Origin of the sequence: Curtobacterium guangdongense, from assembly GCF_049341845.1 — a bacterium.
Lineage (GTDB): Bacteria > Actinomycetota > Actinomycetes > Actinomycetales > Microbacteriaceae > Curtobacterium > Curtobacterium guangdongense.
The window spans coordinates 156,069-179,589 of record NZ_JBMPIT010000004.1; the positions used below are offsets into that span (position 1 = coordinate 156,069).

The 23,521-nt window shown below is 67.0% G+C and carries 17 protein-coding genes; 2 read left to right on the plus strand and 15 right to left on the minus strand.

Features of this window, described 5'->3' with window-relative positions; all coding sequences use genetic code 11:
- Positions 1-5 precede the first annotated feature (5 nt).
- The 13 genes from ACO0E1_RS07305 to ACO0E1_RS07365 form a co-directional block, all read right to left on the minus strand.
- Complete coding sequence (locus ACO0E1_RS07305) at positions 6-428, minus strand: DUF6121 family protein (protein WP_422873566.1); 423 nt, start codon at positions 426-428, stop codon at positions 6-8.
- A gap of 112 nt (positions 429-540) precedes the next feature.
- A complete protein-coding gene (locus ACO0E1_RS07310) occupies positions 541-1,167 on the minus strand; it encodes a CBU_0592 family membrane protein (RefSeq protein WP_422873567.1) in 627 nt (208 codons plus the stop codon).
- 163 nt (positions 1,168-1,330) lie between these two features.
- Positions 1,331-2,044: a hypothetical protein gene (locus ACO0E1_RS07315; protein WP_422873568.1), complete on the minus strand. Its 714-nt coding sequence runs from the start codon at positions 2,042-2,044 to the stop codon at positions 1,331-1,333.
- Positions 2,041-2,772, minus strand: coding sequence for a hypothetical protein (locus ACO0E1_RS07320; RefSeq protein WP_422873569.1), 732 nt, complete (start codon positions 2,770-2,772; stop codon positions 2,041-2,043). Before ACO0E1_RS07320 ends, ACO0E1_RS07315 begins: the two co-directional genes overlap by 4 nt.
- Positions 2,769-3,821 carry a type IV pilus assembly protein PilM gene (gene pilM, locus ACO0E1_RS07325; RefSeq protein WP_422873570.1) on the minus strand — a complete coding sequence of 351 codons (1,053 nt, stop codon included), beginning with the start codon at positions 3,819-3,821 and terminating at the stop codon, positions 2,769-2,771. Before pilM ends, ACO0E1_RS07320 begins: the two co-directional genes overlap by 4 nt.
- Positions 3,822-3,856: 35 nt before the next feature.
- Positions 3,857-4,687 carry a prepilin peptidase gene (locus ACO0E1_RS07330; RefSeq protein WP_422873571.1) on the minus strand — a complete coding sequence of 277 codons (831 nt, stop codon included), beginning with the start codon at positions 4,685-4,687 and terminating at the stop codon, positions 3,857-3,859.
- Complete coding sequence (locus tag ACO0E1_RS07335) at positions 4,684-6,591, minus strand: hypothetical protein (RefSeq protein WP_422873572.1); 1,908 nt, start codon at positions 6,589-6,591, stop codon at positions 4,684-4,686. Before ACO0E1_RS07335 ends, ACO0E1_RS07330 begins: the two co-directional genes overlap by 4 nt.
- Positions 6,588-7,292: a PulJ/GspJ family protein gene (locus ACO0E1_RS07340; protein ID WP_422873573.1), complete on the minus strand. Its 705-nt coding sequence runs from the start codon at positions 7,290-7,292 to the stop codon at positions 6,588-6,590. Before ACO0E1_RS07340 ends, ACO0E1_RS07335 begins: the two co-directional genes overlap by 4 nt.
- A complete protein-coding gene (locus ACO0E1_RS07345) occupies positions 7,289-8,743 on the minus strand; it encodes a prepilin-type N-terminal cleavage/methylation domain-containing protein (RefSeq protein ID WP_422873574.1) in 1,455 nt (484 codons plus the stop codon). Before ACO0E1_RS07345 ends, ACO0E1_RS07340 begins: the two co-directional genes overlap by 4 nt.
- A gap of 79 nt (positions 8,744-8,822) precedes the next feature.
- Positions 8,823-9,254, minus strand: coding sequence for a type II secretion system protein (locus ACO0E1_RS07350; RefSeq protein WP_422873575.1), 432 nt, complete (start codon positions 9,252-9,254; stop codon positions 8,823-8,825).
- A gap of 192 nt (positions 9,255-9,446) precedes the next feature.
- Positions 9,447-10,670 carry a type II secretion system F family protein gene (locus ACO0E1_RS07355; RefSeq protein WP_422873576.1) on the minus strand — a complete coding sequence of 408 codons (1,224 nt, stop codon included), beginning with the start codon at positions 10,668-10,670 and terminating at the stop codon, positions 9,447-9,449.
- Positions 10,670-12,280, minus strand: a complete 1,611-nt coding sequence (locus ACO0E1_RS07360; protein WP_422873577.1) for a type IV pilus twitching motility protein PilT — start codon at positions 12,278-12,280, stop codon at positions 10,670-10,672. The genes ACO0E1_RS07355 and ACO0E1_RS07360 overlap by 1 nt, the downstream gene beginning before the upstream one ends.
- A gap of 17 nt (positions 12,281-12,297) precedes the next feature.
- The gene (locus ACO0E1_RS07365) at positions 12,298-13,968 is read right to left on the minus strand and encodes a GspE/PulE family protein (protein WP_402727269.1); all 1,671 of its coding nucleotides are present in this window, start codon (positions 13,966-13,968) and stop codon (positions 12,298-12,300) included.
- Between the two features lie 230 nt (positions 13,969-14,198).
- Between ACO0E1_RS07365 and ACO0E1_RS07370 the strand changes: the two genes are divergently transcribed.
- Together ACO0E1_RS07370 and ACO0E1_RS07375 are read left to right on the plus strand one after the other, a co-directional pair.
- The gene (locus ACO0E1_RS07370; protein WP_422873578.1) at positions 14,199-14,597 is read left to right on the plus strand and encodes a VOC family protein; all 399 of its coding nucleotides are present in this window, start codon (positions 14,199-14,201) and stop codon (positions 14,595-14,597) included.
- Positions 14,598-14,703: 106 nt separating this feature from the next.
- A complete protein-coding gene (locus tag ACO0E1_RS07375; protein WP_422873579.1) occupies positions 14,704-15,855 on the plus strand; it encodes an Ig-like domain-containing protein in 1,152 nt (383 codons plus the stop codon).
- A gap of 75 nt (positions 15,856-15,930) precedes the next feature.
- Here the strand turns inward: ACO0E1_RS07375 and ACO0E1_RS07380 are convergent, their stop codons facing one another.
- On the minus strand, positions 15,931-19,812 hold the full coding sequence (locus ACO0E1_RS07380; RefSeq protein WP_281266034.1) for a DNA-directed RNA polymerase subunit beta': 3,882 nt from the start codon (positions 19,810-19,812) through the stop codon (positions 15,931-15,933).
- A 47-nt stretch (positions 19,813-19,859) separates the two neighbouring features.
- Positions 19,860-23,348 (minus strand): DNA-directed RNA polymerase subunit beta, encoded by a 3,489-nt coding sequence (gene rpoB, locus ACO0E1_RS07385; protein ID WP_281266035.1) that lies wholly within the window; start codon positions 23,346-23,348, stop codon positions 19,860-19,862.
- Positions 23,349-23,521 lie beyond the last annotated feature (173 nt).

Below are 23,521 nucleotides of genomic sequence, written 5' to 3' on the forward strand. Positions count from 1 at the left end.
CGCCGTCAGTTCGACTGCTTGGTCTGGTGCCTCGCCATCGTGATCCCGCCGATCACGCAGAGCAGCGCGATCACGACCGAGCCGACCACGAACGGACCGAGCGCGTAGCCCGCCGGGAACACCAGGAGCTCGGTGACGTCCCGGCGGATCAGCGCGTAGCCGACCGACCCGACGCCGAGCATCACGAGGTAGCTCGTCGCGGCCGCGACCAGGCCCGTGACGCCGGGGTTGCCGTCCGGGATGCCGAACGCCGTCGCGAGGAACACCACCACCGCGCCGCCGAGGACCATCGCCGGGCCGAGGTAGGGCGTCGCGTCGGTCTGGGAGATGATCGCGATGTCGGCGAGGAGGGACTCGAACCCGCTCACGGCGACGACGAGCGCGATGAAGAGGATCGACGTCATCGTCGCCACCAACCACCGGGACATGGACCGATGGTAGCGCCGGTGGTGTGCGACGTGGGTTCCCGCACCGGACCGCGGGACGGACACAGCACCACGGCGATGCGTGGTGCTGTGTTCGTTGCGTGGTTCGGCGAGGTCAGCTCGCGTGCTGCTCGTGCTGCTCGCGGTCGTGCTGCTCGTTGCGCTCGGCGCGGCGCTGCTCTTGCGCGGCGTTCACGAGGGCGATGGCGATCGCGGCGGTGATGACCGGGACGCTCTCGGTCATGGGGGCGGCAGGGGCGGTCGTGTCGGGCTGGTCGGTCGTGTCGGCCGTTGCGGCCGTTGCCGCCTGGCCGGCCGTTGCGGTCGTGTCGGCCGTTGCGGCCGTTGCGGCCTGGAGGCTCGGGGGCGCGTCCGGCTGCTCCGTCGCGTCCGGCTCGTGGTGCCGGACGGCGGGGCCGATCACGGGCAGCACCGCGGTCGTGGCCGCCGGCTCCGTCGAGCGCTCGTGGTGCGTCTCGAGACCGGCCCGCTTCGCCGCGCGACGCGCCCTGGCCATGCGGACCAGGACGACGACCGCGACGACGGCCCAGATGCCGTTGACGATGGTCGAGGGGACGGCGTGGTGGGCGGCGACGTTGACCGCCACCGCGAGCCCGCCGACGAGGTTGAACAGCTGGTAGGCCGGGCCGTTCGGGAGCTTGCCCGTTGAGAACAAGATGTAACCAGCGAGGACGGTTACGGCTCCGAACCAGCCGAGGAATTCCACGATTCCAGACAACACGCGCGACTCCGGGCACGACGAGGAACGGCCGGTTCGAGCGGACCGTTCGAGAGGGTGTGACGAGCCGCAGAACGCGGCATCGGGAGCATCGTACGCACAGCGGGAGCCGCCACGGAAGAGGCTTCGGCGTGGCGGCTCCTCCCCCAGTTGGCGGGGGTGCTGGTCAGCCCTTCGCGGGGGTCGTTCCGGAGTCGGCGAGCACGTAGATCGTGCCGGTCAACGACCACGACTGCGCCTCCATCGGGGGCTTCTCATCCGTGCTGGTCGCGGCGATCCCGCTGACGAGGAACAACCGCGACCCGCTCTGCGCCGCCTGCGTGAATGCGAGCGCTTGATCGTACGAACCATCGACTGCAACGGTGACCGAGATGACGGAGAAGTTGGAGCTGGTGATCAGCGGATCGCTGTGCGGATCCGCCGCCTGCGGAGTGGCGGCAGCAGTCGGCGCCGCGGTGGACGCGGGTGCCGGTGTCGCACTCGCCGAAGCCGTCGGACCGGCCGTCGCGGTACCGGCCGGTGAGGTCGAGACGGGGACGTAGGGTTCGGGGTCGCCGATCGTCACGCTCGTGATCGTCACGCCGGACGACGTGGCGAACCCGTTCAGTGACTCCACGAACGGGTCGGTGTTGGCAGTGGACGGGAGCGATGCCTGGAGCTTCGCGAGTTCCGCCTTCGTCGAGTCGAGGCTCTCGTTCGCTTTGGCAAGACGCTCCAGCTCCGCGCGGTTCCTGTCGTTGGTGGCGTCGATGGTCTCCTGTTGCGTACCGTTGCTCGCCGCTTGTGCGAGCTGCGGCTGGACGCCGAGGAACCAGCCACCGGCGAGAACTGCCACGGTGACGACGAGTGCGATGACGAGGGAGAGACGGTTCTTGCTCATCGGTCTGCGTCCTTCGTGTACTTGCCGTCGTAGGCCTTGTCGTTGAGTTCGATGTCGATCACCGAGCTGTAGCGGGCCGTCTCCTTCTCGTACGAGATCGAGGAGATCGTGGACCCGACGTACCCGCGCAGCGACGAGAGCCGGCCATTCCAGTCCGAGACCGACGGGATCTCGGAAGACTTCACGGTGATCGAGACGGTGGCGACACGCGACTTCGAGAGCGCAGCGGTTGATTGCGAGAACGGTTCAACCGAGTCGGCAGAGGCGATGCGCATCGCACTGATCTCGACGCCGTCCGGGAGGACGCGCTCGACCTCGGACAGCGTGTCGTGCCAATCGATCTCGGACGCGCCGCCGACGGCCTGCCCAGCCTGGAGCAGCTGCGTCTGCTGTTCCGCGGTCCGAACATCGGCGAAGCGCTGCTGCTGCGCGAGCAGCGTGGACGTCTCGGCTTGCGCGGAAGCGAGTTCCGCCGCTGTACCCAACTGGTGCGCGACGGCAGCGCCGGTGCCGAGCACTACGACGGCTCCGGCGACCACCACGCCGAACCAAGCCCGGCGAGCGATGCCGCGCTCCCGACGGTCGGCACGGACCTCTTGGGGCAGGAGGTCGACACGGGGCTCCAGGCCGACGGCCGCAGCGTGATCCGAAGCGCGGTCACGATGCCCGCGGCGTTTCGCATCGTCCGCTTTCAGAGTGGGCGTCGGGCGAACCTCTGTGCTGGTCATGCTGCTTTGCCTCCTACCGCGAGCCCGTAGGCGACCGCGATCGTGTCGCCGTGGGCGGCGATGTCTTCCTCACGGATCGACCGGCCGACGCCGGCGGCCGCGAACGCGGAGCCGATCTCGACGGGCAGGTGCGTGTAGTCCGCAAGAGCTTCACGGAAGCCGATGAGACGCGAACCCCCGCCGACGAGCACGACACTCGCCACGGATTCGCCCGGACGCGTGTTCACGAAGTAGTTGATCGTGTTCCGGAGACTCGCCATGAGTTCGTTCACGGTGTCGAACGTCGCCGCAACCGCTCGGGCGTCGTCCGGTGTCTGTGCGACTCGGCCGATCCCGAGGTGACGCTTCACTGCTTCTGCCTGCTCGAACGAGATTTCGAGCCGCGCAGCCAACGCCTTCGTCAGGTCGTTGCCGCCGGTCGGGATGATGCGGACGAACTGCGGGACGCCGTCTGTTGCGAGGACGACGCTCGTGGTGTCGGCTCCGAGTTGGACGAGCGCCGTCGTTCCCTTGCGCTGCTGCCGACCGACCACGACCCGCGTGAGGGCGAACGGGATCAAGTCGACACCGACCGGGTTGAGCCCGGCGAGCTGGACGGCCTTCACGTTGGCGAGGACCGCGTCCTTGATCGCTGCGATCAGGAGACCGTGCAGCACCGGGCCGGACTCACTCACGCCTTCGGCAGTCGGGTAGAAGTCGAGGATGGCGTCGCCGACCGGGACCGGGAGCATGTCCTGGACCTGGAAGGGCAGGCTCTCACGGATCTGTGCGAGCGGAGCCCGCGGAACGGTCAGGTCCCGCGAGAGCACACGCTGGTTCCCCATTCCGAGCATGACGTCGCGAGAGCGGAACCTGCCGATCGACCAGAGCTGCTTGAGTGCGGCCGCGATGGTGTTCTGCTCGAGTACCTCGCCGCGGCTCACCGCCCCCGCCGGGGTGGGGACCTCCGCAAAACGCACGACGGTCGGGCGAGGACGATCTGCGTCCGCTACCTCGACTGCACGGATCGATGACCCCGCGATGTCGAGGCCGACGATGCTCTTGCCCATGATGCTGCTTTCGTTGGTGGAGGTGGACAGTCGGGTCAGGCGACGCCGAGTACGGAGAGGTACGCACCCATGAGCCGGTCACCCACGAGGATTCCGAGCCAGGCGCCGACGAGCATCGACGGACCGAACGGCAACCCGCCGCGCCACCGCGCTCGACGGAGGATGATCAGGCTGATCGCGACCGTACCTCCGACGACGAACGCCCCGAAAGCTCCCACTGCGAGGGGTCCCCATCCGAGGTACGCGAGGACGAGACCGAGCACGACGGCGAGCTTCACGTCACCGAGCCCCATCCCACCCGGCACGGCGACGGCGAGCGCCAAGTACCCACCACCGAGGACGACCGCACCCAGTAGCCCGCGGGCGAGGGCACCCCAGTCACCGGTGAGTGCCGAGGCAACGGCGAACAGCACGAGGAGGACAACCGCCGACGGGTACACGATCGCGTTCGGGAGACGGTGGGTGTCGAGATCGATCAGCGCGAGCGCAACGCTGATCGCCATCAGGTACAGGAACGCGACGAGGAGCACCGCACGGCCGACGGCATCGCGCGGTGCGATCGCCTCGAGCGGAGACAGCGCGATGAGCCCGACGACCGCGAAGAGGATGCCTGTGGCGAGCTCCACGATCGGGTACCGGGCCGAGATGGACACATCGCAGTCGCGACAGCGCCCGCCGAGGACGATCCACGACACCACCGGGATGTTGTCGCGCCGTCGGATCGCGTGCCCGCAGTTCGGACACGCGCTCGCCGGAGCGACGACCGACAGACCGGCGGGCACCCGGTAGACCACGACGTTGAGGAACGAGCCGATGACCAGCCCGAAGGCACCGGCGAGCACTGCCGTGAAAATCGACGAGGTCATCGGCACACCCCCGCCGTGGTCTTCGCGCACGAACCGTCCACCTGGTACGCGGATTGCACCTCGATCTGCGTGGTCACTCCGTACGACGTCGAGACCGGTTGGAGGAACTTCGGTGGCGCGGTCGTCAGGAGTCGCTGGTCGTACACGTAGTTCTTCGAGAATCCGGTGCCGCCTGTGGTCGCCACCGGACCTCGCCAGTTCTGCGCGATCGAACCGACGACCTTCAGCACACCGAGCTGCGAACCGATGTCGTAGTTCTGGTTCCAGAACGTCCCGGCGTTGCTCGCGATCGCTGCGCTCACCGTGATGCCGGCGCCCCGTGCCCGGTTGAGCAGTCCGACGCCCGCGTTGTTGCAGCGCGAGTAGTCGGTCACGTAGCCTGCCCACCAGGAGCCCGTCGTCGGGTACGAGGTGCACTTCGCGGGGTTCCAGATCTCGACGGCGTTCTGCCCGACGAGCCCGAGGATGTCGCTCGTCCCGTCGACGTAGGTGATGTCACCGGTCACCCAGATCGTCCCCGACGAGGCGATGGTCATGGCTCCGGAGAACGCGCCGCTGACGAAGACGTCTCCGGCCGTGCAGGAGTAGGTGTCCGACGCCGACCCGGTTTGGTAGGTGGATCCGGACCCCGAGCTCCCGCCGTTGATCCACTCTCCGGACGCCGGGTACCCCTGGCCGTTGCTGAAGGTCTGGTTCCCCGAGGTGCTGGACGAGCCGTTGCTGCGCACGGTGACGGTGGTCGTGCAGTACGTGTTCGTGTACTTGGACGGGTAGCTGCCGGCGGTCCAGGTGTTCACGTTGTTCGCCGCCGACGGAATGTCCTGGACGTACATGAGGTTCGAGGGGAGGGTGGAGATCGTCGCACCTGCGGCGCTCTGGAGGTCTCCGACGGCACCGCACAAGGCCGCGGCCTTCGCCGTGTCGTTCGTTTCCGTCACCGCACCGGACGCGCTGTCGACCTTGACCTGCGTCGCCTTCGACCACGGCGACCAGACCGTCATCTTGCCGTTCCCGAGGAAGCTGACCCGAGTCGGCCCTGTGTACAGGCAGCCGGGACGGGGGACCGTCGCCGGGATGTCGGTCCGCGTCTCCTGGGACATGTTGGAGTTCAGCGCTGGCAAGCCGAGGTACGGCACCGCACTCGCCGCACCACCGTTGAACGCGCCGTTGCACGTGCCGCTCGACGCGCGGACCGAGGTGTCGTGCTGCTCGACCGCGCCGTTGAACGTCGTCGCGCACGCAGCGGTGAAGACGTCGTTCGTGCGGATCGGGCCGTTGAGGACGTCCGTACCCGCGAACTGGACAGCCTGGCACTTGTTGCTGACGCCTGACTGCCATTGGTACGCGGTCGTGCAGGAGCTGCCCGAGATCGCCGGGTTCGACGACTCGTAGTTCGTGAAGTACAGGTAGTTGATGAAGCCGTCGCCCTTGAGGTTCGCGACGAGTGACCGCACACTGCCGCCGGACTTCCCGGTGACGCGCACGCGGAGGATGCCCTTGGACGAGTAGTTCGAGTTGTCGACCTCGTACCGGTACCACTGGTCCGATGACCCGACGACCGGTGCCCACGTCGAACCGCTGTTGGTGAACGCTGCGTTGTTGTCGTTGCCGGTGAAGGTCGACCCGCTCGACTTGCTGAACTGTGCCGCCGCGTTGCCGTAGAGCGCGTAGCCGTTGTCGTTCGAGAGCTTGGCCTGGTAGTCCGCCAAGCCGGCGTACGCAGCGGTGATGGCGTTCTGGAAGTTCCTGTCGGCTGCCGACTTGATCGCGCCCGAGGTGGACACCGCCACCATCGTCGCGACGAGCAGGAGCATCACGGTGCCGAAGATGACCACGTTCGCGAGGATCATGCCGCGTTCGTCGCCGTGTCCTCTCCCGAGGCGTTCGCCGATCCACCGGATCATGGGGTCGCTCCGCTCGTTGTGCCGTACGCCACGTTGAAGAGGTACAGGGTGTTCTGGATGCGGGTGTTCCCGGATGCGCCGGCCGTGGTGGACCCGAGCTCGAGGTTGGTGCGCACGGCCCGGATCTTCCCGAGTTGTGCCGCCGCGAGCGAACCGTCGGCTTGCGTCGGGAGGACGCCACCGTCGGCCCCGAGATAGGTGAACAACGGGTCACCCTCGACCGTCGGGGATGCGATGGGGCCACCGAGGACGGCTGACGTGTTCGGGGTCTGGGTCGGGGCCGGGAACGAGTAGAAACCTCCGGACGCCGTGCCGGCCCATTGGTCCTGGACGAGCTGCTTCGATGCGTTCAGTGAGTAGCGCACCTGGACCGGGTTGTCGGTGCTGCTGCCATCGAGGTTGATGTAGGCGTAGAACGTGAGCTGTGTGCCGCTGGCCTGTGTGACCGCCGATGCGTACGTCCCGTCCGACTTCGGTAACAGGCTCGCAGCGTGGACGTACCTGGTGACGGAGTTCATCACGATCGACGCCGACCGGGCGTTCTGATCCGACGTCGTGTTCGTCGTGCCGGCGCGGAGGGTCGCGGTGAAGAACCCACCGACCGCGACGAGGACGATCATCGACACGCTCAGAGCGATGATCAGCTCGGAGAGACTCACCCCGGACTGGTCGCGGTGGAACCGGGTCGTCGCGCGCATCATGATGTCTGCCCTCGCGGATCGAGCGTCAGCGTGTTGTCGTAGTTGATGACCACGAGGGCGGTCTTCTGGTTGACGTTGCCCGGGGTGACCGGCTTGACGTTCGATGCGTTCGACGCGATCTCGTTCTTGGTGGTCGCACCGAAGCTCGTCCCCGAGTAGAGCGTCCAGGTACCGAACGGGAGGGCGATCGTCGCGGAGTCACCGGTCGCGACGGGGAACTTCATCGTCATGCCCGCCGAGCACCCAGGATCGCCTGCGCCGGGGTTCGCTGACGAGACGGCGGTGATGTAGCGGTTCTTCACGCCGCTGACCGTGGCCACGCCCATCATCACCGACGCGTTCGAGGGCGATCCGGGGCTGACGTTGACGGTCTGTGGACTCACGCCGATCGCACCGCTCTGACTCGGCGTCGACCATGAGGACGGATTCGGGCTGAGGCAGCTCGTGCTGGCACTCGTGCTGTTCGAGTACGGCCCCGCGTAGACGGTGTAGCCGGAGGTGAACGGAAACACGGGGAGGTTCGGGGTGGACGCCGAGTTCACGACGAGCGAGCTGCTCGTGACGTCCCAGGGCTTGATCGTGTCGAGGCCGCCAGCGGAGCTCGAGAGCACCGTGACCATGTTCGTCGGGAGCGTCGCTCCGTAGGTCTGCGCGTACCGCAGCGTCAGCTGGCTCGCCTTGTCGTAGACGAACGGCACCGGAGAGCTTGCTCCAGCACTCACCGTGATCGGAGACTGGGTCGACGGCTGGGCCTGGTTGGTGTCGATCCCGCCGGAGACGTTCGCCGTCACGGAGTAGTCCCCCGGCACGACGTTCACGGCGTAGGAGCATCCCTGTGCGTCCGTCGGCAGCGGCGCGGTCGAGAGCGCCGCTCCACCGCTCACCGGAGTGATCTGCACCGAGACGCCCTGGAACGGTGCGCCCGACGCGTTGACGGCGGAGACGATGACCGTCCCGTAACCCGGGTCGGTCACCGCATCGCTTGGTGCGATCGCAGAGGTGACCGTTGTCGAGGCCGTCCCACTGCCCTGCTTGGGCCAGGACACGGTCTCGACGACGCTCTTGTACGCGAGCTTGCCGTTCGAGGTGCCGCAAGCGCCGCTGGCACCGTCACTCTGGACCCACGAGACCGTCCGGTCGATCTGGTAGGTGACCCCGCCGATCGTCTTGGTGTTGCTTGCACCCGCCTTGCTGACGACGTTGAAGATCCCGGCGGTGGACGCTGCAGCCGTCTGTCGCAGCATGTCGATGTCCTGCGAAGCCAAAGCAACCGCGGTCTCTCGTCCTCGACTGCTCTGCGTGAGTTGGAGCGTGTTCGCGATCCCGTAGGCGATGCCCACGGACATCACGGCGAACACCATCATCGCGACCATGACCTCGATGATCGACAGGCCCGCGTCGCGGTCGGTCGGCTCGATCGGACGCAGGACGCGCTGCAGCCGTCGGAACATGGTCACCTCCTCCTGTCGGGGTGTTCGTACGAAGGGCGGTCCGTCCGCAGACGAACCGCCCCTCGGGAACTCACTCAGATCAGCTGCAGGTACCGGCGGTGGCCGCTGCGGTGTCGGTGATCTTGAAGGCGGTGCCGGTCGCACCCTTTGCCGAGATGCAGAACGAGGAGCCGGTTGCTGCGGGAACATAGGTGAACACGGTGTCGGTGCTCTGCGTCCAGCCGTACGGCGTCATCGTGGCCGAAGTACTGAAGTCCGTCGTCGTCGGCAGCTTGCCGTTCTTGTCCGTCTGGAACGCGATGACCGCGGTCTTGGCGTTGGCGAGGTCGGACTTGACGGTCGCGTCCTTGGCGTTGTTCTGGACGTTCAGGTACACCGGGATCGCGATGGCCGCGAGGATGCCGATGATGATGACGACGACGAGGAGCTCGATGAGCGTGAAGCCCTTCTCCTCTTCGGCCAGGAGGCCCTTGCGGCGAGCGTCGAGCTTGCCCATGAGAGCGAAGTACATGGTTGTTTCCATTCGTTCAGGAATGTCGGGTGGAGTTATCGGGGCTTTGCTCGCCGCCGATGGCAAGCGTATTCGGGGCAGTTTCTGGGCATAATCCCGAGAACGGGGGTCACCGGCAAACAAAATGCCCCCAGTAACGGGGGCACTCGTCGACCAAACCACCCCCGAACGGAGGTGGCGCGGTCACGCTCGTCAGTGGACGAGCGACGTGATCTGGAAGATCGGGAGGTACAGGGCGATGATCATGCCCCCCACGACCACGCCGAGGAAGGCGATGAGCAGCGGCTCGATGAGCGAGGTCAGTGCCTCCGTCGTCGATTCGACTTCGGAGTCGTAGAAAATGGCAATCTTCTCGAGCATCACTTCCAGCGAGCCCGCGTCTTCCCCGACAGCGACCATCTGCGAGACCATGCTGGGGAAGACCTTTTCCTTCGCCAGTGGATCTGCAATAGATTCACCTTTTCGGACGCTTTCCGAAACGCGTTCGAGAGCACGCTGCACGACGAAGTTGTTCGAGACCTCGCCGACGATCTTCAGTGCCTGCAGAATCGGAACGCCAGCACCGATCATGTTCGAGAAGTTCCGCGCGAACCTCGCGATCACGATCTTCTTCGTCAGCCCACCGAAGACCGGCATCCTGAGGAGGAGCGGATCACGGAAACTACGGAAACGATCGGTGTTCTTGTTCGCGCGGTACCAGACCCACCCGACGACGATGGCGACGGCGAGGATCGGCGCCACCCACCGCATGGCGTGGGACAGCGTGACGAGGATCTGGGTCGGAAGCGGGAGCTTGCCCCCCAGGCTCGAGAACATGTCCTGGAAGATCGGCACGATGAAGACGAGCATCACCACGACGGCGACGAGTGACATCACCAGCACGACCACGGGGTAGGTCATCGCCGACTTGATCGTCGAGCGGAGCTTGTGCTCCTTCTCGAAGTTCGTGGCGATGGAGTCCATGGCCTGGTCGAGGAAGCCGCCGGTCTCGCCGGCGCGGATCATGTTGATCATGATCGGCGGGAAGTCGACCGGGTACTTGGCGACGGCGTCGGAGAAGGAGACACCGCGCTCGACGTCATCACGGACCTTGCCGATGATGTCCTTGAGCTTCTTGTTCTCGGTCTGGTCAGCGAGGATCGTCAGCGCGCGGAGCAGAGAGAGCCCCGACGACAGCATCGTAGATGCTTGCCGCGACATGATCGCCAGGTCCTTGAGCCCCACACCCTTCGAGAACCCGGGGATCTTGATCTCGGTCTGCAGCCCCGTGCCGGCCTTCGCCTCGGTGATGGCGATCGGCGAGACCCCCATCGTGCGCAGGCGCTGGACGACAGCACCTTCCGACGCGGCGTCGAGCCGCCCCTTGACGAGCTTGCCGCCGCCGTCGCGGCCCCGGTAGTCGAACGCGAGTGACATCAGTGGCCTCCGGAGAACTTGTCGCCGAAGTCGATCCCGCTCGCGGCGATGGCCGCTGCGGACGAGTCGGACGGCGATTCGACGCGCTGCACGAGCCGGTCGAACCCTTCGTGGTCGTGGACCTTCTCCATGGCCGCACGACGCGTGATGGTGCCGACGTTGACGAGTTCGGCGAGGTCCTGGTCCATCGTGTGCATGCCCGAGTCACGGCCGGCCTGCATGGCGGAGGTGATCTGGTAGGTCTTGCCCTCACGGATGAGGTTGCCGATGGCGGGGGTCGTGGTCATGATCTCGGTCGCGACGACCCGGCCGACCCCGCTGGCCTTCGGCACGAGCGTCTGGCAGACGACGCCTTCGAGCGTGGAGGCGAGCTGCGTCCGGATCTGTCCCTGCTGGTGCGGCGGGAACACGTCGATGACACGGTCGATGGTGCCGGGGGCGCTCTGCGTGTGCAGGGTGGCGAACACCAGGTGGCCGGTCTCGGCGGCGGTCAGCGCGACGGAGATCGTCTCGAGGTCGCGGAGCTCGCCGATCAGGATGACGTCGGGGTCCTGACGCAGAACGTGCTTGAGCGCCTTCGCGAAGGAGTGCGTGTCCGCACCGACCTCACGCTGGTTGATGATCGCCTTCTTGTGGTCGTGCATGAACTCGATCGGGTCCTCGACCGTGACGATGTGGTCGGCACGGGTCTCGTTGACCAGGTCGATGAGCGCGGCGAGGGTGGTCGACTTGCCGGAACCGGTGGGCCCGGTGACGAGCACGAGCCCACGCGGCAGCTTGGCGAAGTCGCCGACGTGCTCGGGGATGCCGAGCTGCTTGAGCGTCTTGATCTTGGTGGGGATGATGCGGAAGGCCGCTCCCCAGTTGCCGCGCTGCTGGTAGTAGTTCACGCGGAAGCGGTACTCCGGCGAGAGCGAGTACGCGAAGTCGAGCTCCTGCTCGTGGTCGAACTGCCCGGCCTGCTCGACGGTCATCAGGGTCTTCAGCGCTGCGATGACCTTGTTCCGCGCCCAGGGTCCACCGGGAACAGCGGGGCGGAGACCGCCGTCGACGCGGACGGTCGGCGGGGCGTCGGCGGTGACGTGGAGGTCGGATGCACCCTGGTAGACGACCTGGGCGAGCGCGGTGATGAGGTCGGGGTCCGCGACTTCACGCGCGTGGCGCGTGAAGCCGATCTCGGGCAGCGGCTCGGCACCCGGTGCGACGGCGGGCGTCGCGAAGACGGTGGGTGCGTGCACGGCCGGGAGGACCGTGGTCGGGTCAGCAGGGACGACCGGCAGGTGTTGGGTCGCCTGGTCCGCGTACCCGTACGACGCCGTCGAGGGCGGGACCGCGGCCGGCGGCGTGGCCGGACGCGCCTGCGGCTGGGCGACCGGCACGGCGACGGGCGAACCGGACGGTGCGGGCCAGCCGGCGAGGTCGTCGGACAGGTCGTAGACGGGGATGGCTGGCGCGGGCGCGGCAGAAGGGGCCGGCGCGGCAGCGGTCGCCTCCGACTGCGACGCCAAGCGTGCGGCACGTCGGCCTCCGACCTCGGTGCCAGGACGGCCGGGGTGCCAGCCGTCGATGGGGTCGTTGACGTCGGGGATGTCGTACACGGAATCGGTCATCGGTTCGTGCCCTTCGCCTACGCCACCACGCGCAGGATCTCGTCGACGCTCGTCAGCCCGAGCTTCACCTTTTCCCAGCCGTCCTGGCGGAGCGTGAGCATGCCCTGCTCCTGCGCGACGCGGCTGATCTCGGCGCTGGACGCCCGTGCGACGGCGAGGCGCTCGATCTCCTCGGAGACGGTCATGACCTCGTGCAGGGCGATGCGGCCGCGGTACCCGGTGTTCGAGCAGACGGCACAGCCCACCGGTGCGAAGAACGGCGGGATCGTGGCGTCGTCGTCACCGACGAAGCCCATCACCCGGAGCTGGTCGAACGTGTACTCGGCCGGGGCCTTGCAGCGGTCGCAGAGCTTGCGGGCGAGACGCTGCGCGACGACGCAGTCGAGCGCCGACCCGACGAGGAAGGGCTCGATGTCCATCTCGGTGAGACGGGTGATCGCCGAGGGGGCGTCGTTCGTGTGCAGCGTGGAGAGCACGAGGTGGCCGGTGAGCGATGCCTCGATCGCGATCTGGGCGGTTTCGTGGTCGCGGATCTCACCGAGGAGCACGACGTCGGGGTCGGAACGCAGGATCGACCGGAGCGCGGACGCGAAGGTCAGGCCGGCCTTCGGGTTGACCTGCACCTGGTTGATGCCCGCCATCCGGTACTCGACCGGGTCCTCGACCGTGATCACGTTGATCTCGGGTCGGGCGACGGCGTTGAGGGTCGTGTACAGGGTGGTCGACTTGCCCGAGCCGGTGGGGCCGGTGACGAGGATCATGCCGTACGGCTTGGAGTAGGACCGCTGGTACGCGTCGAAGTTCTGCTCGAGCAGGTTGAGGTCCTTGAGGGACATCGACGTGTTCGTGTTGTCGAGGATTCGCATGACGACCTTCTCGCCCCACACGGTGGGCAGGGTCGCCACGCGGAGGTCGATCTGGCGGCCACCGTGGCGGACCGACATGCGGCCGTCCTGCGGCTTGCGACGCTCGGCGATGTCGATGTCGCTCATGATCTTCAGACGGCTGATGACGCCGTTCTGGATGTTCTTGGGCGCAGGGGCCATCTCGTGCAGCACGCCGTCGATGCGGTAGCGCACCCGGACCTCGTGCTCGCCGGGCTCGATGTGGATGTCGGACGCGTGGTCCTGGATCGCCTGCGAGACGAGCAGGTTCACGAAACGGACGATCGGGACGTCGTCGAGCGAGCCCTCGCCGATGTCGACCTGCTGCTGGGCGTTCGCCGTCGCCTCTTCTTCGAGGGAGGACGTCAGGTCGTTGAGCTCGTCGTCGGCACGCAGGTAGCGGTCGAGCGCTGCGGCGAGGTCGCGTTCCTCGACCTGGAGCGGCTTGATGGCCCGGCCGGAGGCGGCACGGGCGTCGTCGACCGCGAGCACGTTCGTCGGGTTCACCATCGCGAGCACGAGCACGTCGCCCTCGAAGCCGATGCCGAGCACCTGGTGCCGCCGGCAGAGCGCCGCTGGGAGCATCGACACGGCGGTGCCGTCGACCGGGTAGTCGGTCAGGGGGACGGTCTTGGAGTTGTTCGACGCCGCACGTGCGGTGATGAACTGCGCCTCGCTGACGACGCCACGATCGACGAGTGAGCGGATCGAGCGTTCGTCGATCTCCTCGTCGCCGGTGAGCGAGTCGAGGTGCTCGATCGGGAGTGCTCCGTTGAGGATCAGGATCTCGGAGAGCGTCGCCATGAGTCTCGCTGCCTCCTTCGGGTTGCGTGAGGACGTCGTGGTGCGTCGACAGGGTTCGACGCCTGTCCACGCTATGGCCGGGACCGGCGGGTACCGAAGTCCCAGAATGAGGGCCGGAGGGCGTCCGGGCGCACCCAGAACAGGGGACGGTGGACGGGCGCGGAATCGATCGTGCTGTGGAGGACAGGAAATCCCTCGACGAGCGCGGCAAGAGCAGGACATGATGAGTCATGGACATCACGAGCGTGACCGTGGGGCTGCCCGTCACCGACATCGAAGCGTCCTGCCTCTGGTACGGCGCGGTGTTCGAGCGCGTCGAGCCGGACCTCGAGCCGGCCGAGGGCATCGCCGAGTACGAGATCGGCGGCATCTGGATCCAGCTCGTCGAGGACGACCAGGCCGAGGAGAACGCGGTCATCGTCCGCTTCGGTGTCGACGACGTCGCCGCGCAGCACACCCGGATCGGCGCACTCGGCATCGACGTCGGTCCCGTCGAGCGCGTCGAGGGCGCCATCGACTGGTTCGACGTCCGCGACCCCGACGGCAACGTGCTCAGCCTCTACTCGCTCGCGGACGAGACGGGGCGCGGATCAGGCGGTCGCGACAGCGACGCCGGCCGCACGATCTAGACGCGACCGCAGACGGACGGGAGGCTCGGTGCCAGCTGGCACCGAGCCTCCCGTCCGTCATGGCAACTACTGGACAACCGTCAGAGGTAGTGCCAGCATGGCCGCCATGCAGAACACACGTATTTCAGATGTGGTACAGCGGCGTTGCGCCGCGGTGGTCGTCGCGGCAGCGTTGGTGCTCGGTTCGACGCTCGTCGCGTCTCCGGCACAGGCCGCGCAGTTCACCGCCAGGGTCGGCTCGATCGCGCACAACGCGGGTGACGTGACCCTGACGGGCACGGGCGACGCGGGTGATCTCGTCTCGATCACCCCCTCGGACGGTGCGCCCGTCGAGACCCGCGTCAAGCCGAACGGCTCGTGGCGGACCACGGCGCACGTCGACGGGTTCGGGGACCACACCTTCCGCGTCACCGACTCGATCGGTTCCCCGGTGGCGACCCTGCGAGCGAGCACCCACGAGGTGAGCTACCAGCGGATCGTCATCGCCCGCGAGAACTGGAACCGCTCCATGAAGATCGACGGCATCGGGTTCGAGCCGCGCAGCCGCATCGAGCTCACCCTCGACGGTGTGCCGACCGCCACGACGACCACCGACCGCGACGGCGCCTTCGCCCAACGGATCTCCGGCGTGCGGTTCGGCAACCACGTCCTCACGACCGTGGAGCGCTTCGACGGAGCGGAACAGATCCGCGTCAACTCATCGGCGAAGCTCGAGCCGTCGGCGTTCGTCGACACGGTCCGGGTCGACCCCGTCGCCCGCGTCGTACACGTCGAGGGGCGTGGCCCTGCCGGCACCGACATGCGGTTCGTCGACGAGTCCGGCGCTCCGTGGTCGCTCACCGACGGCCAGGACTGGACCACGAACACGGACGGCACGTGGAGCGCCGACCTCGCCTACCCGGCGGACGGCATCCGCTTCATGGGGATCGTCGCCGAGGTGTACGACGACGGCAAGCTCATCGGTTCGACGACGAGCGGGGCGACGATCCCGTTCCCGGTGACGGCCGACGTGACGAAGGCCACCGCCAAGAAGCTCGTCCTGTCCGGGACAGCCGAGCCGGGCGCCCGCCTGTCGTTCACCGACGCCGACGGCACGCTGGTGACCGACGCCGACGGCAACCGCGTCGAGCCGCCGGTGCCCGGCACGTCGAAGTGGACCGTGACGCTCGACCCGCGCCGCATGGCAGGCGGGACCGTGACCGTCTCGGCCACGGGCGATGACGGTCCCCTCGGCAGCGTCACACGGACGTACCGCTGACCGCACCCCGTCCCGCAACGAGCGAGGGCCCCGCATCCTGGTGGATGCGGGGCCCTCGTCAGTGGATCACTCGGCTCAGTTGTACGTGCCCGGCGTGAAGTCGTCCGACGAGAAGCTGTCGAAGTCGACGAAGCTCAGGTCGGCGTCCGAGAACGACGAGTCATCCGCGAAGATGCGGTTCGGGTACCGCTCCGCCTTCGCTTCTTCCGTCGCGTTCACGTCCACGTCGCGGTACCGGCTGAGGCCCGTCCCGGCGGGGATGAGCTTACCGATGATGACGTTCTCCTTGAGGCCGACGAGGTGGTCCTGCTTGCCCTCCATGGCCGCCTGCGTGAGCACGCGGGTGGTCTCCTGGAAGGACGCGGCGGACAGCCACGACTCGGTCGCGAGGGACGCCTTGGTGATGCCCATGACCTCCTGGCGAGCGGAAGCGGTCTTGCGACCCTCCTGCAGCGCCGCACGGTTGATCTCGTTGTACCGCGAACGGTCGACGAGCTCACCCGGGAGCAGGTCCGTGTCGGCGTGGTCGACGACCGTCACCTTGCGGAGCATCTGGCGGACGATGACCTCGATGTGCTTGTCGTGGATCGGCACACCCTGCGAGCCGTACACGTCCTGCACACCGTTGACCAGGTGCTTCTGGACCTCACGGACGCCCTTCACGCGGAGGACCTCCTTCGGGTCCACCGTGCCGGCGATGAACTGCTCGCCGAGCTCGACGTGCTGTCCGTCCTCGATGAGGAGGGTCGCACGCTTGAGCACCGGGTAGATGAACGGCTCGTCACCGTTGTCCGGCGTGAGGATGATCCGACGGCCCTTGTCCGTGTCCTCGACGACGACGCGGCCGGGGGCCTCGGCGATCGGGGACGCGCCCTTCGGGGTACGGGCCTCGAAGAGCTCGGTGACACGGGGCAGACCCTGGGTGATGTCGTCAGCGGACGCCGAACCACCCGTGTGGAAGGTACGCATCGTCAGCTGGGTACCGGGCTCACCGATGGACTGTGCGGCGATGATGCCGACGGCCTCGCCGATGTCGACCAGGTTGCCCGTGGCGAGCGACCGGCCGTAGCACTTCGCGCAGACACCGACGGCCGACTCGCAGGTCAGCACCGAGCGCACCTTGATGCTCTCGACACCGGCCGCGACCAGCTTGTCGATGAGGACGTCACCGACGTCCTCGCCTGCCTCGGCGACGACCGTGCCCTTCGCGTCCGTCGCCGGGGTGGCGAGGGTGCGCGAGTACACGGTGTTCTCGACGCGGGCGTCGCGGACGAGCTTGCCGTCGGCGTCGACCGTGGCGATCGGCAGCTCGAGGCCGCGCGTGGTGCCGCAGTCGTCCTCGCGGATGATGACGTCCTGCGAGACGTCCACGAGACGACGGGTGAGGTACCCGGAGTCCGCGGTCCGGAGCGCGGTGTCGGCAAGACCCTTTCGAGCACCGTGGGTGGCGATGAAGTACTCCGCCACGGTCAGGCCCTCGCGGTACGAGTTGATGATCGGGCGGGCGATGATCTCGCCCTTCGGGTTGTTCACCAGACCACGCATACCGGCGATGTTGCGGACCTGCAGCCAGTTACCACGGGCACCGGAGGACACCATGCGGTTGATCGTGTTGTCGATGGGGAAGTTGTCCCGCATCTCCTGCGCGATCTCGTTGGTCGCCTCGGTCCAGATCTTGATCAGGTCGGCGCGACGTTCCGCGTCGGTGATCAGACCCTTGTCGAACTCGCCCTGGACCTTGGCGGCCTGCGCCTCGTAGCCCGCGATGATCTCCTTCTTGCGAGGAGGCGTCACGACGTCGGAGAGCGCGACGGTCACACCGGAGCGCGTGCCCCAGTAGAAGCCGGCGTCCTTGATCCGGTCGAGCGCGGCGGCCGTCTCGGTCTTGGAGTAGCGCTCGGCGAGGTCGTTGACGATCGCGGAGAGCGTGCCCTTGTCGGTGACCCGCTGGACGAACGGGTAGTCCGCCGGCAGGGTCTCGTTGAAGAGCGCGCGACCCAGGGTCGTCTCGAGGAGGATCGGCTGACCGACCTCGTAGCCCTCGGGAGCTTCACCCTCGGCGAAGTGGACACCCGACATGCGGATCTTCACCTTGGCGTTCAGGTGCAGCGTGTTCTGGTCCTTCGCGAGGATCGCCTCGGCGACGGAGGAGAACGCACGACCCTCACCGACGGCGCCCTCACGGACGGTCGTCAGGTGGTGCAGACCGATGATCATGTCCTGCGCGGGCAGGGTGACCGGGCGGCCGTCCGACGGCTTGAGGATGTTGTTCGAGGCGAGCATCAGGATGCGTGCCTCGGCCTGGGCCTCGACCGACAGCGGCAGGTGCACGGCCATCTGGTCACCGTCGAAGTCCGCGTTGAACGCAGCACACACGAGCGGGTGGAGCTGGATGGCCTTGCCCTCGACGAGCTGCGGCTCGAACGCCTGGATGCCCAGACGGTGCAGCGTCGGCGCACGGTTCAGCAGGACGGGGCGCTCGCGGATGATCTCCTCGAGCACGTCCCACACCTGCGGACGCGAACGCTCGACCATGCGCTTGGCCGACTTGATGTTCTGCGCGTGCGACAGGTCGATCAGGCGCTTGATGACGAACGGCTTGAACAGCTCGAGGGCCATCTGCTTGGGCAGACCGCACTGGTGGAGCTTGAGCTGCGGGCCGACGATGATGACCGAACGACCCGAGTAGTCGACGCGCTTGCCGAGCAGGTTCTGGCGGAAACGACCCTGCTTGCCCTTGAGCATGTCGCTCAGGGACTTCAGGGCGCGGTTGCCGGTACCCGTGACGGGGCGACCACGACGACCGTTGTCGAACAGCGCGTCGACCGCTTCCTGCAGCATGCGCTTCTCGTTGTTCACGATGATCTCGGGGGCACCGAGGTCGAGCAGGCGGCGGAGACGGTTGTTGCGGTTGATCACACGACGGTAGAGGTCGTTGAGGTCCGAGGTGGCGAAGCGGCCACCGTCGAGCTGCACCATCGGGCGGAGCTCCGGCGGGATGACCGGGACGACGTCGAGGACCATCGCTGCCGGCGAGTTGCCGGTGGCGAGGAAGGAGGAGACGACGCGCAGACGCTTGATCGCGCGGATCTTCTTCTGGCCCTTGCCCTCGGCGATCTGCAGACGGAGCGACTCGGCCTCGGCGGCCAGGTCGAACGCCTCGAGACGGAGCTTGATCGCCTCGGCGCCCATGTAGGCGTCGAAGTAGATCCCGAACCGGTCCTGCAGCTCGTGGAAGACGGCGTCCTCGGGCTTGAGGTCGCCGACCTTGAGGTTGCGGAAGTCCTCCCACACGCGCTCGAGGCGGGTGATGTCCTCGTCGAACGACTTGCGGACCTGGGACATCTCCTTCTCGGCGGTGTCCTTGGTGCGGCGCTTGATGTCGGCCTTGGCGCCCTCTTCCTCGAGCGCTGCGAGGTCGTCCTCGAGCTTCTTGAGGCGGTCGGCGATGATCGAGTCGCGCTGGTTCTCGAGGTTCTTGATCTCGAGGCGCATCTCGTTCTCGAGACCCGGCATGTCAGCGTGCCGGCCCTCTTCGTCGATGCTGATGATCATGTACGCGGCGAAGTAGATGACCTTCTCGAGGTCCTTCGGCGCCATGTCCAGCAGGTAACCAAGGCGCGACGGGACGCCCTTGAAGTACCAGATGTGCGTGACGGGTGCGGCGAGCTCGATGTGGCCCATGCGCTCACGACGGACCGAGGACTTGGTGACCTCGACGCCGCAGCGCTCGCAGACGATGCCCTTGAAGCGGACACGCTTGTACTTGCCGCAGGCGCACTCCCAGTCGCGGGAAGGACCGAAGATCTGTTCGCCGAACAAACCGTCCTTCTCGGGCTTCAGGGTGCGGTAGTTGATGGTCTCCGGCTTCTTGACCTCGCCGTACGACCACTGGCGGATGTCCTCGGCCGTGGCCAGGCCGATCCGCAGTGCGTCAAAGGAAGTTGCTTCGAGCAATGTTCTTCTCTCTTGCTGAATTCGAAACGTTGTCGGGCGGGGCGGGATCAGATGTCGTCGACGGAGGACGACTCGAACCGCGAGGAGATGTTGATGCCGAGCTCTTCAGCGGCACGGAAGACCTCGTCGTCCGTGTCGCGGAGGCTGACCGCCTGGCCGTCGGCCGAGAGGACCTCGACGTTCAGGCAGAGCGACTGCATCTCCTTCATGAGGACCTTGAAGCTCTCCGGGATTCCGGGCTCCTGGATGTTCTCGCCCTTGACGATCGCCTCGTAGACCTTCACGCGGCCGAGGATGTCGTCGGACTTGATCGTCAGGAGCTCCTGGAGGGCGTACGCGGCACCGTATGCCTCGAGTGCCCACACCTCCATCTCGCCGAAACGCTGTCCACCGAACTGCGCCTTACCACCCAGCGGCTGCTGCGTGATCATCGAGTACGGGCCGGTCGAACGGGCGTGGATCTTGTCGTCGACCAGGTGGTGGAGCTTCAGGATGTACATGTACCCGACCGAGACCGGCTCCGGGAACGGTTCGCCGGAGCGACCGTCGAAGAGCTGGGCCTTGCCGGAGGAACCGATCAGGCGCTCGCCGTCGCGGTTCGGGAGCGTCGAGTCGAGGAGTCCCTCGATCTCACGCTCGTAAGCGCCGTCGAACACCGGGGTGGCGACCTTCGTGCCGGGTGCCGCGCTGCGCGCCGCCTCCGGAAGAGCCGATGCCCACTCCTGCACGCCCTCGACGTTCCAGCCCTGCTTGGCGAGCCACCCGAGGTGGATCTCGAGGACCTGGCCGAAGTTCATGCGGCCGGGGACGCCGAGCGGGTTGAGCACGATGTCGACCGGGGTGCCGTCCGCGAGGAACGGCATGTCCTCGACCGGCAGGATCGTCGAGATGACGCCCTTGTTGCCGTGACGACCGGCGAGCTTGTCACCGGCGGTGATCTTGCGCTTCTGGGCGATGTAGACGACCACGCGCTGGTTGACGCCCGAGCCGAGCTCGTCGTCGCCGTCCTGCGCGTCGAACACCTTGACGCCGATGATCGTGCCCTCTTCACCGTGGGGCACCTTCAGCGAGGTGTCGCGGACTTCGCGCGACTTCTCGTTGAAGATGGCGCGGAGGAGCCGCTCTTCTGCGCTGAGCTCGGTCTCGCCCTTCGGCGTGACCTTGCCGACGAGGATGTCGCCCGGGCGGACCTCGGCTCCGATGCGGATGATGCCGCGCTCGTCGAGGTCGGCCAGGAGGTCCGGGCTGACGTTCGGGAGGTCGCGGGTGATCTCCTCCTTGCCGAGCTTGGTGTCGCGGGCGTCGACCTCGTACTCCTCGATGTGGATCGAGGAGAGCGTGTCGTCCTTGATGAGGTTCTGCGACAGGATCATCGCGTCCTCGTAGTTGTAGCCCTCCCACGGCATGAACGCGACGAGGAGGTTCTTGCCGAGCGCGAGCTCGCCGTTCTCCGTCGCGGGGCCGTCGGCGATGACCTCGCCCTGCTCCACACGCTCACCGGCCGAGACGACGACGCGGTGGTTGTAGCTCGTGCCCTGGTTCGAGCGGTCGAACTTGCGCAGGTAGTACGTCTGCGTGCCGCCCTCGTCGAGCTGCAGGGTCACGGCGTCGGCCGAGACCTCGGAGACGACACCGGCCTTGTCGGCGGTGACGACGTCGCCGGCGTCGATGGCGGTGTAGCCCTCCATGCCGGTGCCGACGAGCGGCGACTCGGAGCGGAGGAGCGGCACTGCCTGACGCTGCATGTTCGCACCCATGAGGGCGCGGTTCGCGTCGTCGTGCTCGAGGAACGGGATGAGCGACGTCGCGACCGACACCATCTGGCGCGGGGAGACGTCCATGTAGTCGACCTCGTCCTTGGCGACGAGTTCGACCTCGCCGCCCTTCTTGCGGACGAGCACCTTGTCGTCGGCGAAGTGGAACGAGTCGGTCAGCGGGGCGTTGGCCTGCGCGACGACGAACTCGTCCTCTTCCGAGGCGGTGAGGTAGTCGATGGTCTTCGTGACCTCGCCGTTGACGACGCGACGGTACGGGGTCTCGATGAAGCCGAACGAGTTGATCCGACCGAACGACGCGAGCGAGCCGATCAGGCCGATGTTCGGGCCTTCCGGGGTCTCGATCGGGCACATGCGGCCGTAGTGCGACGGGTGGACGTCGCGGACCTCGACGCCGGCACGCTCACGGGACAGACCACCCGGGCCGAGGGCCGAGAGACGACGCTTGTGCGTCAGGCCCGCGAGCGGGTTGTTCTGGTCCATGAACTGCGACAGCTGGGACGTTCCGAAGAACTCCTTGATCGCGGCGACGACCGGACGCACGTTGATGAGCGTCTGCGGGGTGATCGCCTCGATGTCCTGCGTGGTCATGCGCTCGCGGACGACGCGCTCCATGCGGGACAGACCCGTGCGGACCTGGTTCTGGATGAGCTCGCCCACCGCGCGGATGCGACGGTTGCCGAAGTGGTCGATGTCGTCCACGTCGAGGCGGAGCTGCACCGGCTCGCCGTCGCGGACGCCGTCGATCGTGGTGCGCTCGGCGTGCAGCGAGACCAGGTACTTGATCGTCGCGACGATGTCCTGGACGGAGAGCACCGAGTCGGACAGCGGCGCGTCGATGCCGAGCTTGCGGTCCAGCTTGTAGCGGCCGACCTTCGCGAGGTCGTAGCGCTTCGGGTTGAAGTAGAAGTTGTCGAGGAGCGCACGCGCGGCCTCGGCAGCGACCTGCTCGCCCGGACGGAGCTTGCGGTAGATGTCCTTGAGCGCCTCTTCCTTGGTGAGGATGGCGTCCTTCTCGAGGGTCGACTCGATCGAGGCGAAGCCCTGGAACTCGTCGAGGATCTCCTCGCTCGTCAGGCCGAGGGCCTTGAGGAAGACCGTGACCGACTGCTTGCGCTTGCGGTCGATGCGCACGCCCACCTGGTCGCGCTTGTCGATCTCGAACTCGAGCCATGCGCCGCGCGACGGGATGATGCGAGCGGAGTAGATGTCCTTGTCGGACGTCTTCTCCTGCTGACGCTCGAAGTACACGCCCGGGGAGCGGACGAGCTGCGAGACGACGACACGCTCGGTGCCGTTGATGATGAAGGTGCCGCGCTCGGTCATGAGCGGGAAGTCGCCCATGAAGACCGTCTGCGTCTTGATCTCACCGGTCATGTGGTTCATGAACTCGGCGTTGACGTACAGCGGGGCGGCGTAGGTCTTGCCGCGTTCCTTGCAGTCGTCGATGGAGTACTTCGGGTCCTCGAGCTCCGGGGACGTGAACGAGAGCTGCATCGTCTCGCCGAGGTCCTCGATCGGGGAGATCTCCTCGAAGATCTCCTCGAGGCCGGAGTGCAGCGCGAGGTCGGTACGACCCTGCTCCTGCCCCTCGGCCAGTCGGGCCTTCCAGACGTCGTTGCCGACGAGCCAGTCGAAGCTCTCCGTCTGGAGAGCGAGCAGATCGGGAACCGTGAGGGTGTCCGTGATCTTGGCGAACGAGAGTCGCGAGTGGTTGCGACCGTTCTTGGGGTTGGTGGATGCGTTGGGCGCAGCAGCCAAGGGTGTGACCTCCGTAGGCCCCGTCGGGCCGGTACTGACGAGCAGCATGTAGGTGAGTGGATTGAACGCTCGGCGCAACCCTCGAAGACACGCGATCATGAGCCAGCCGCGTGAGCGGGAACACATGTGCGATGATCTGGGTGAGCGGTACCCGCCGACATATACGGGACCGA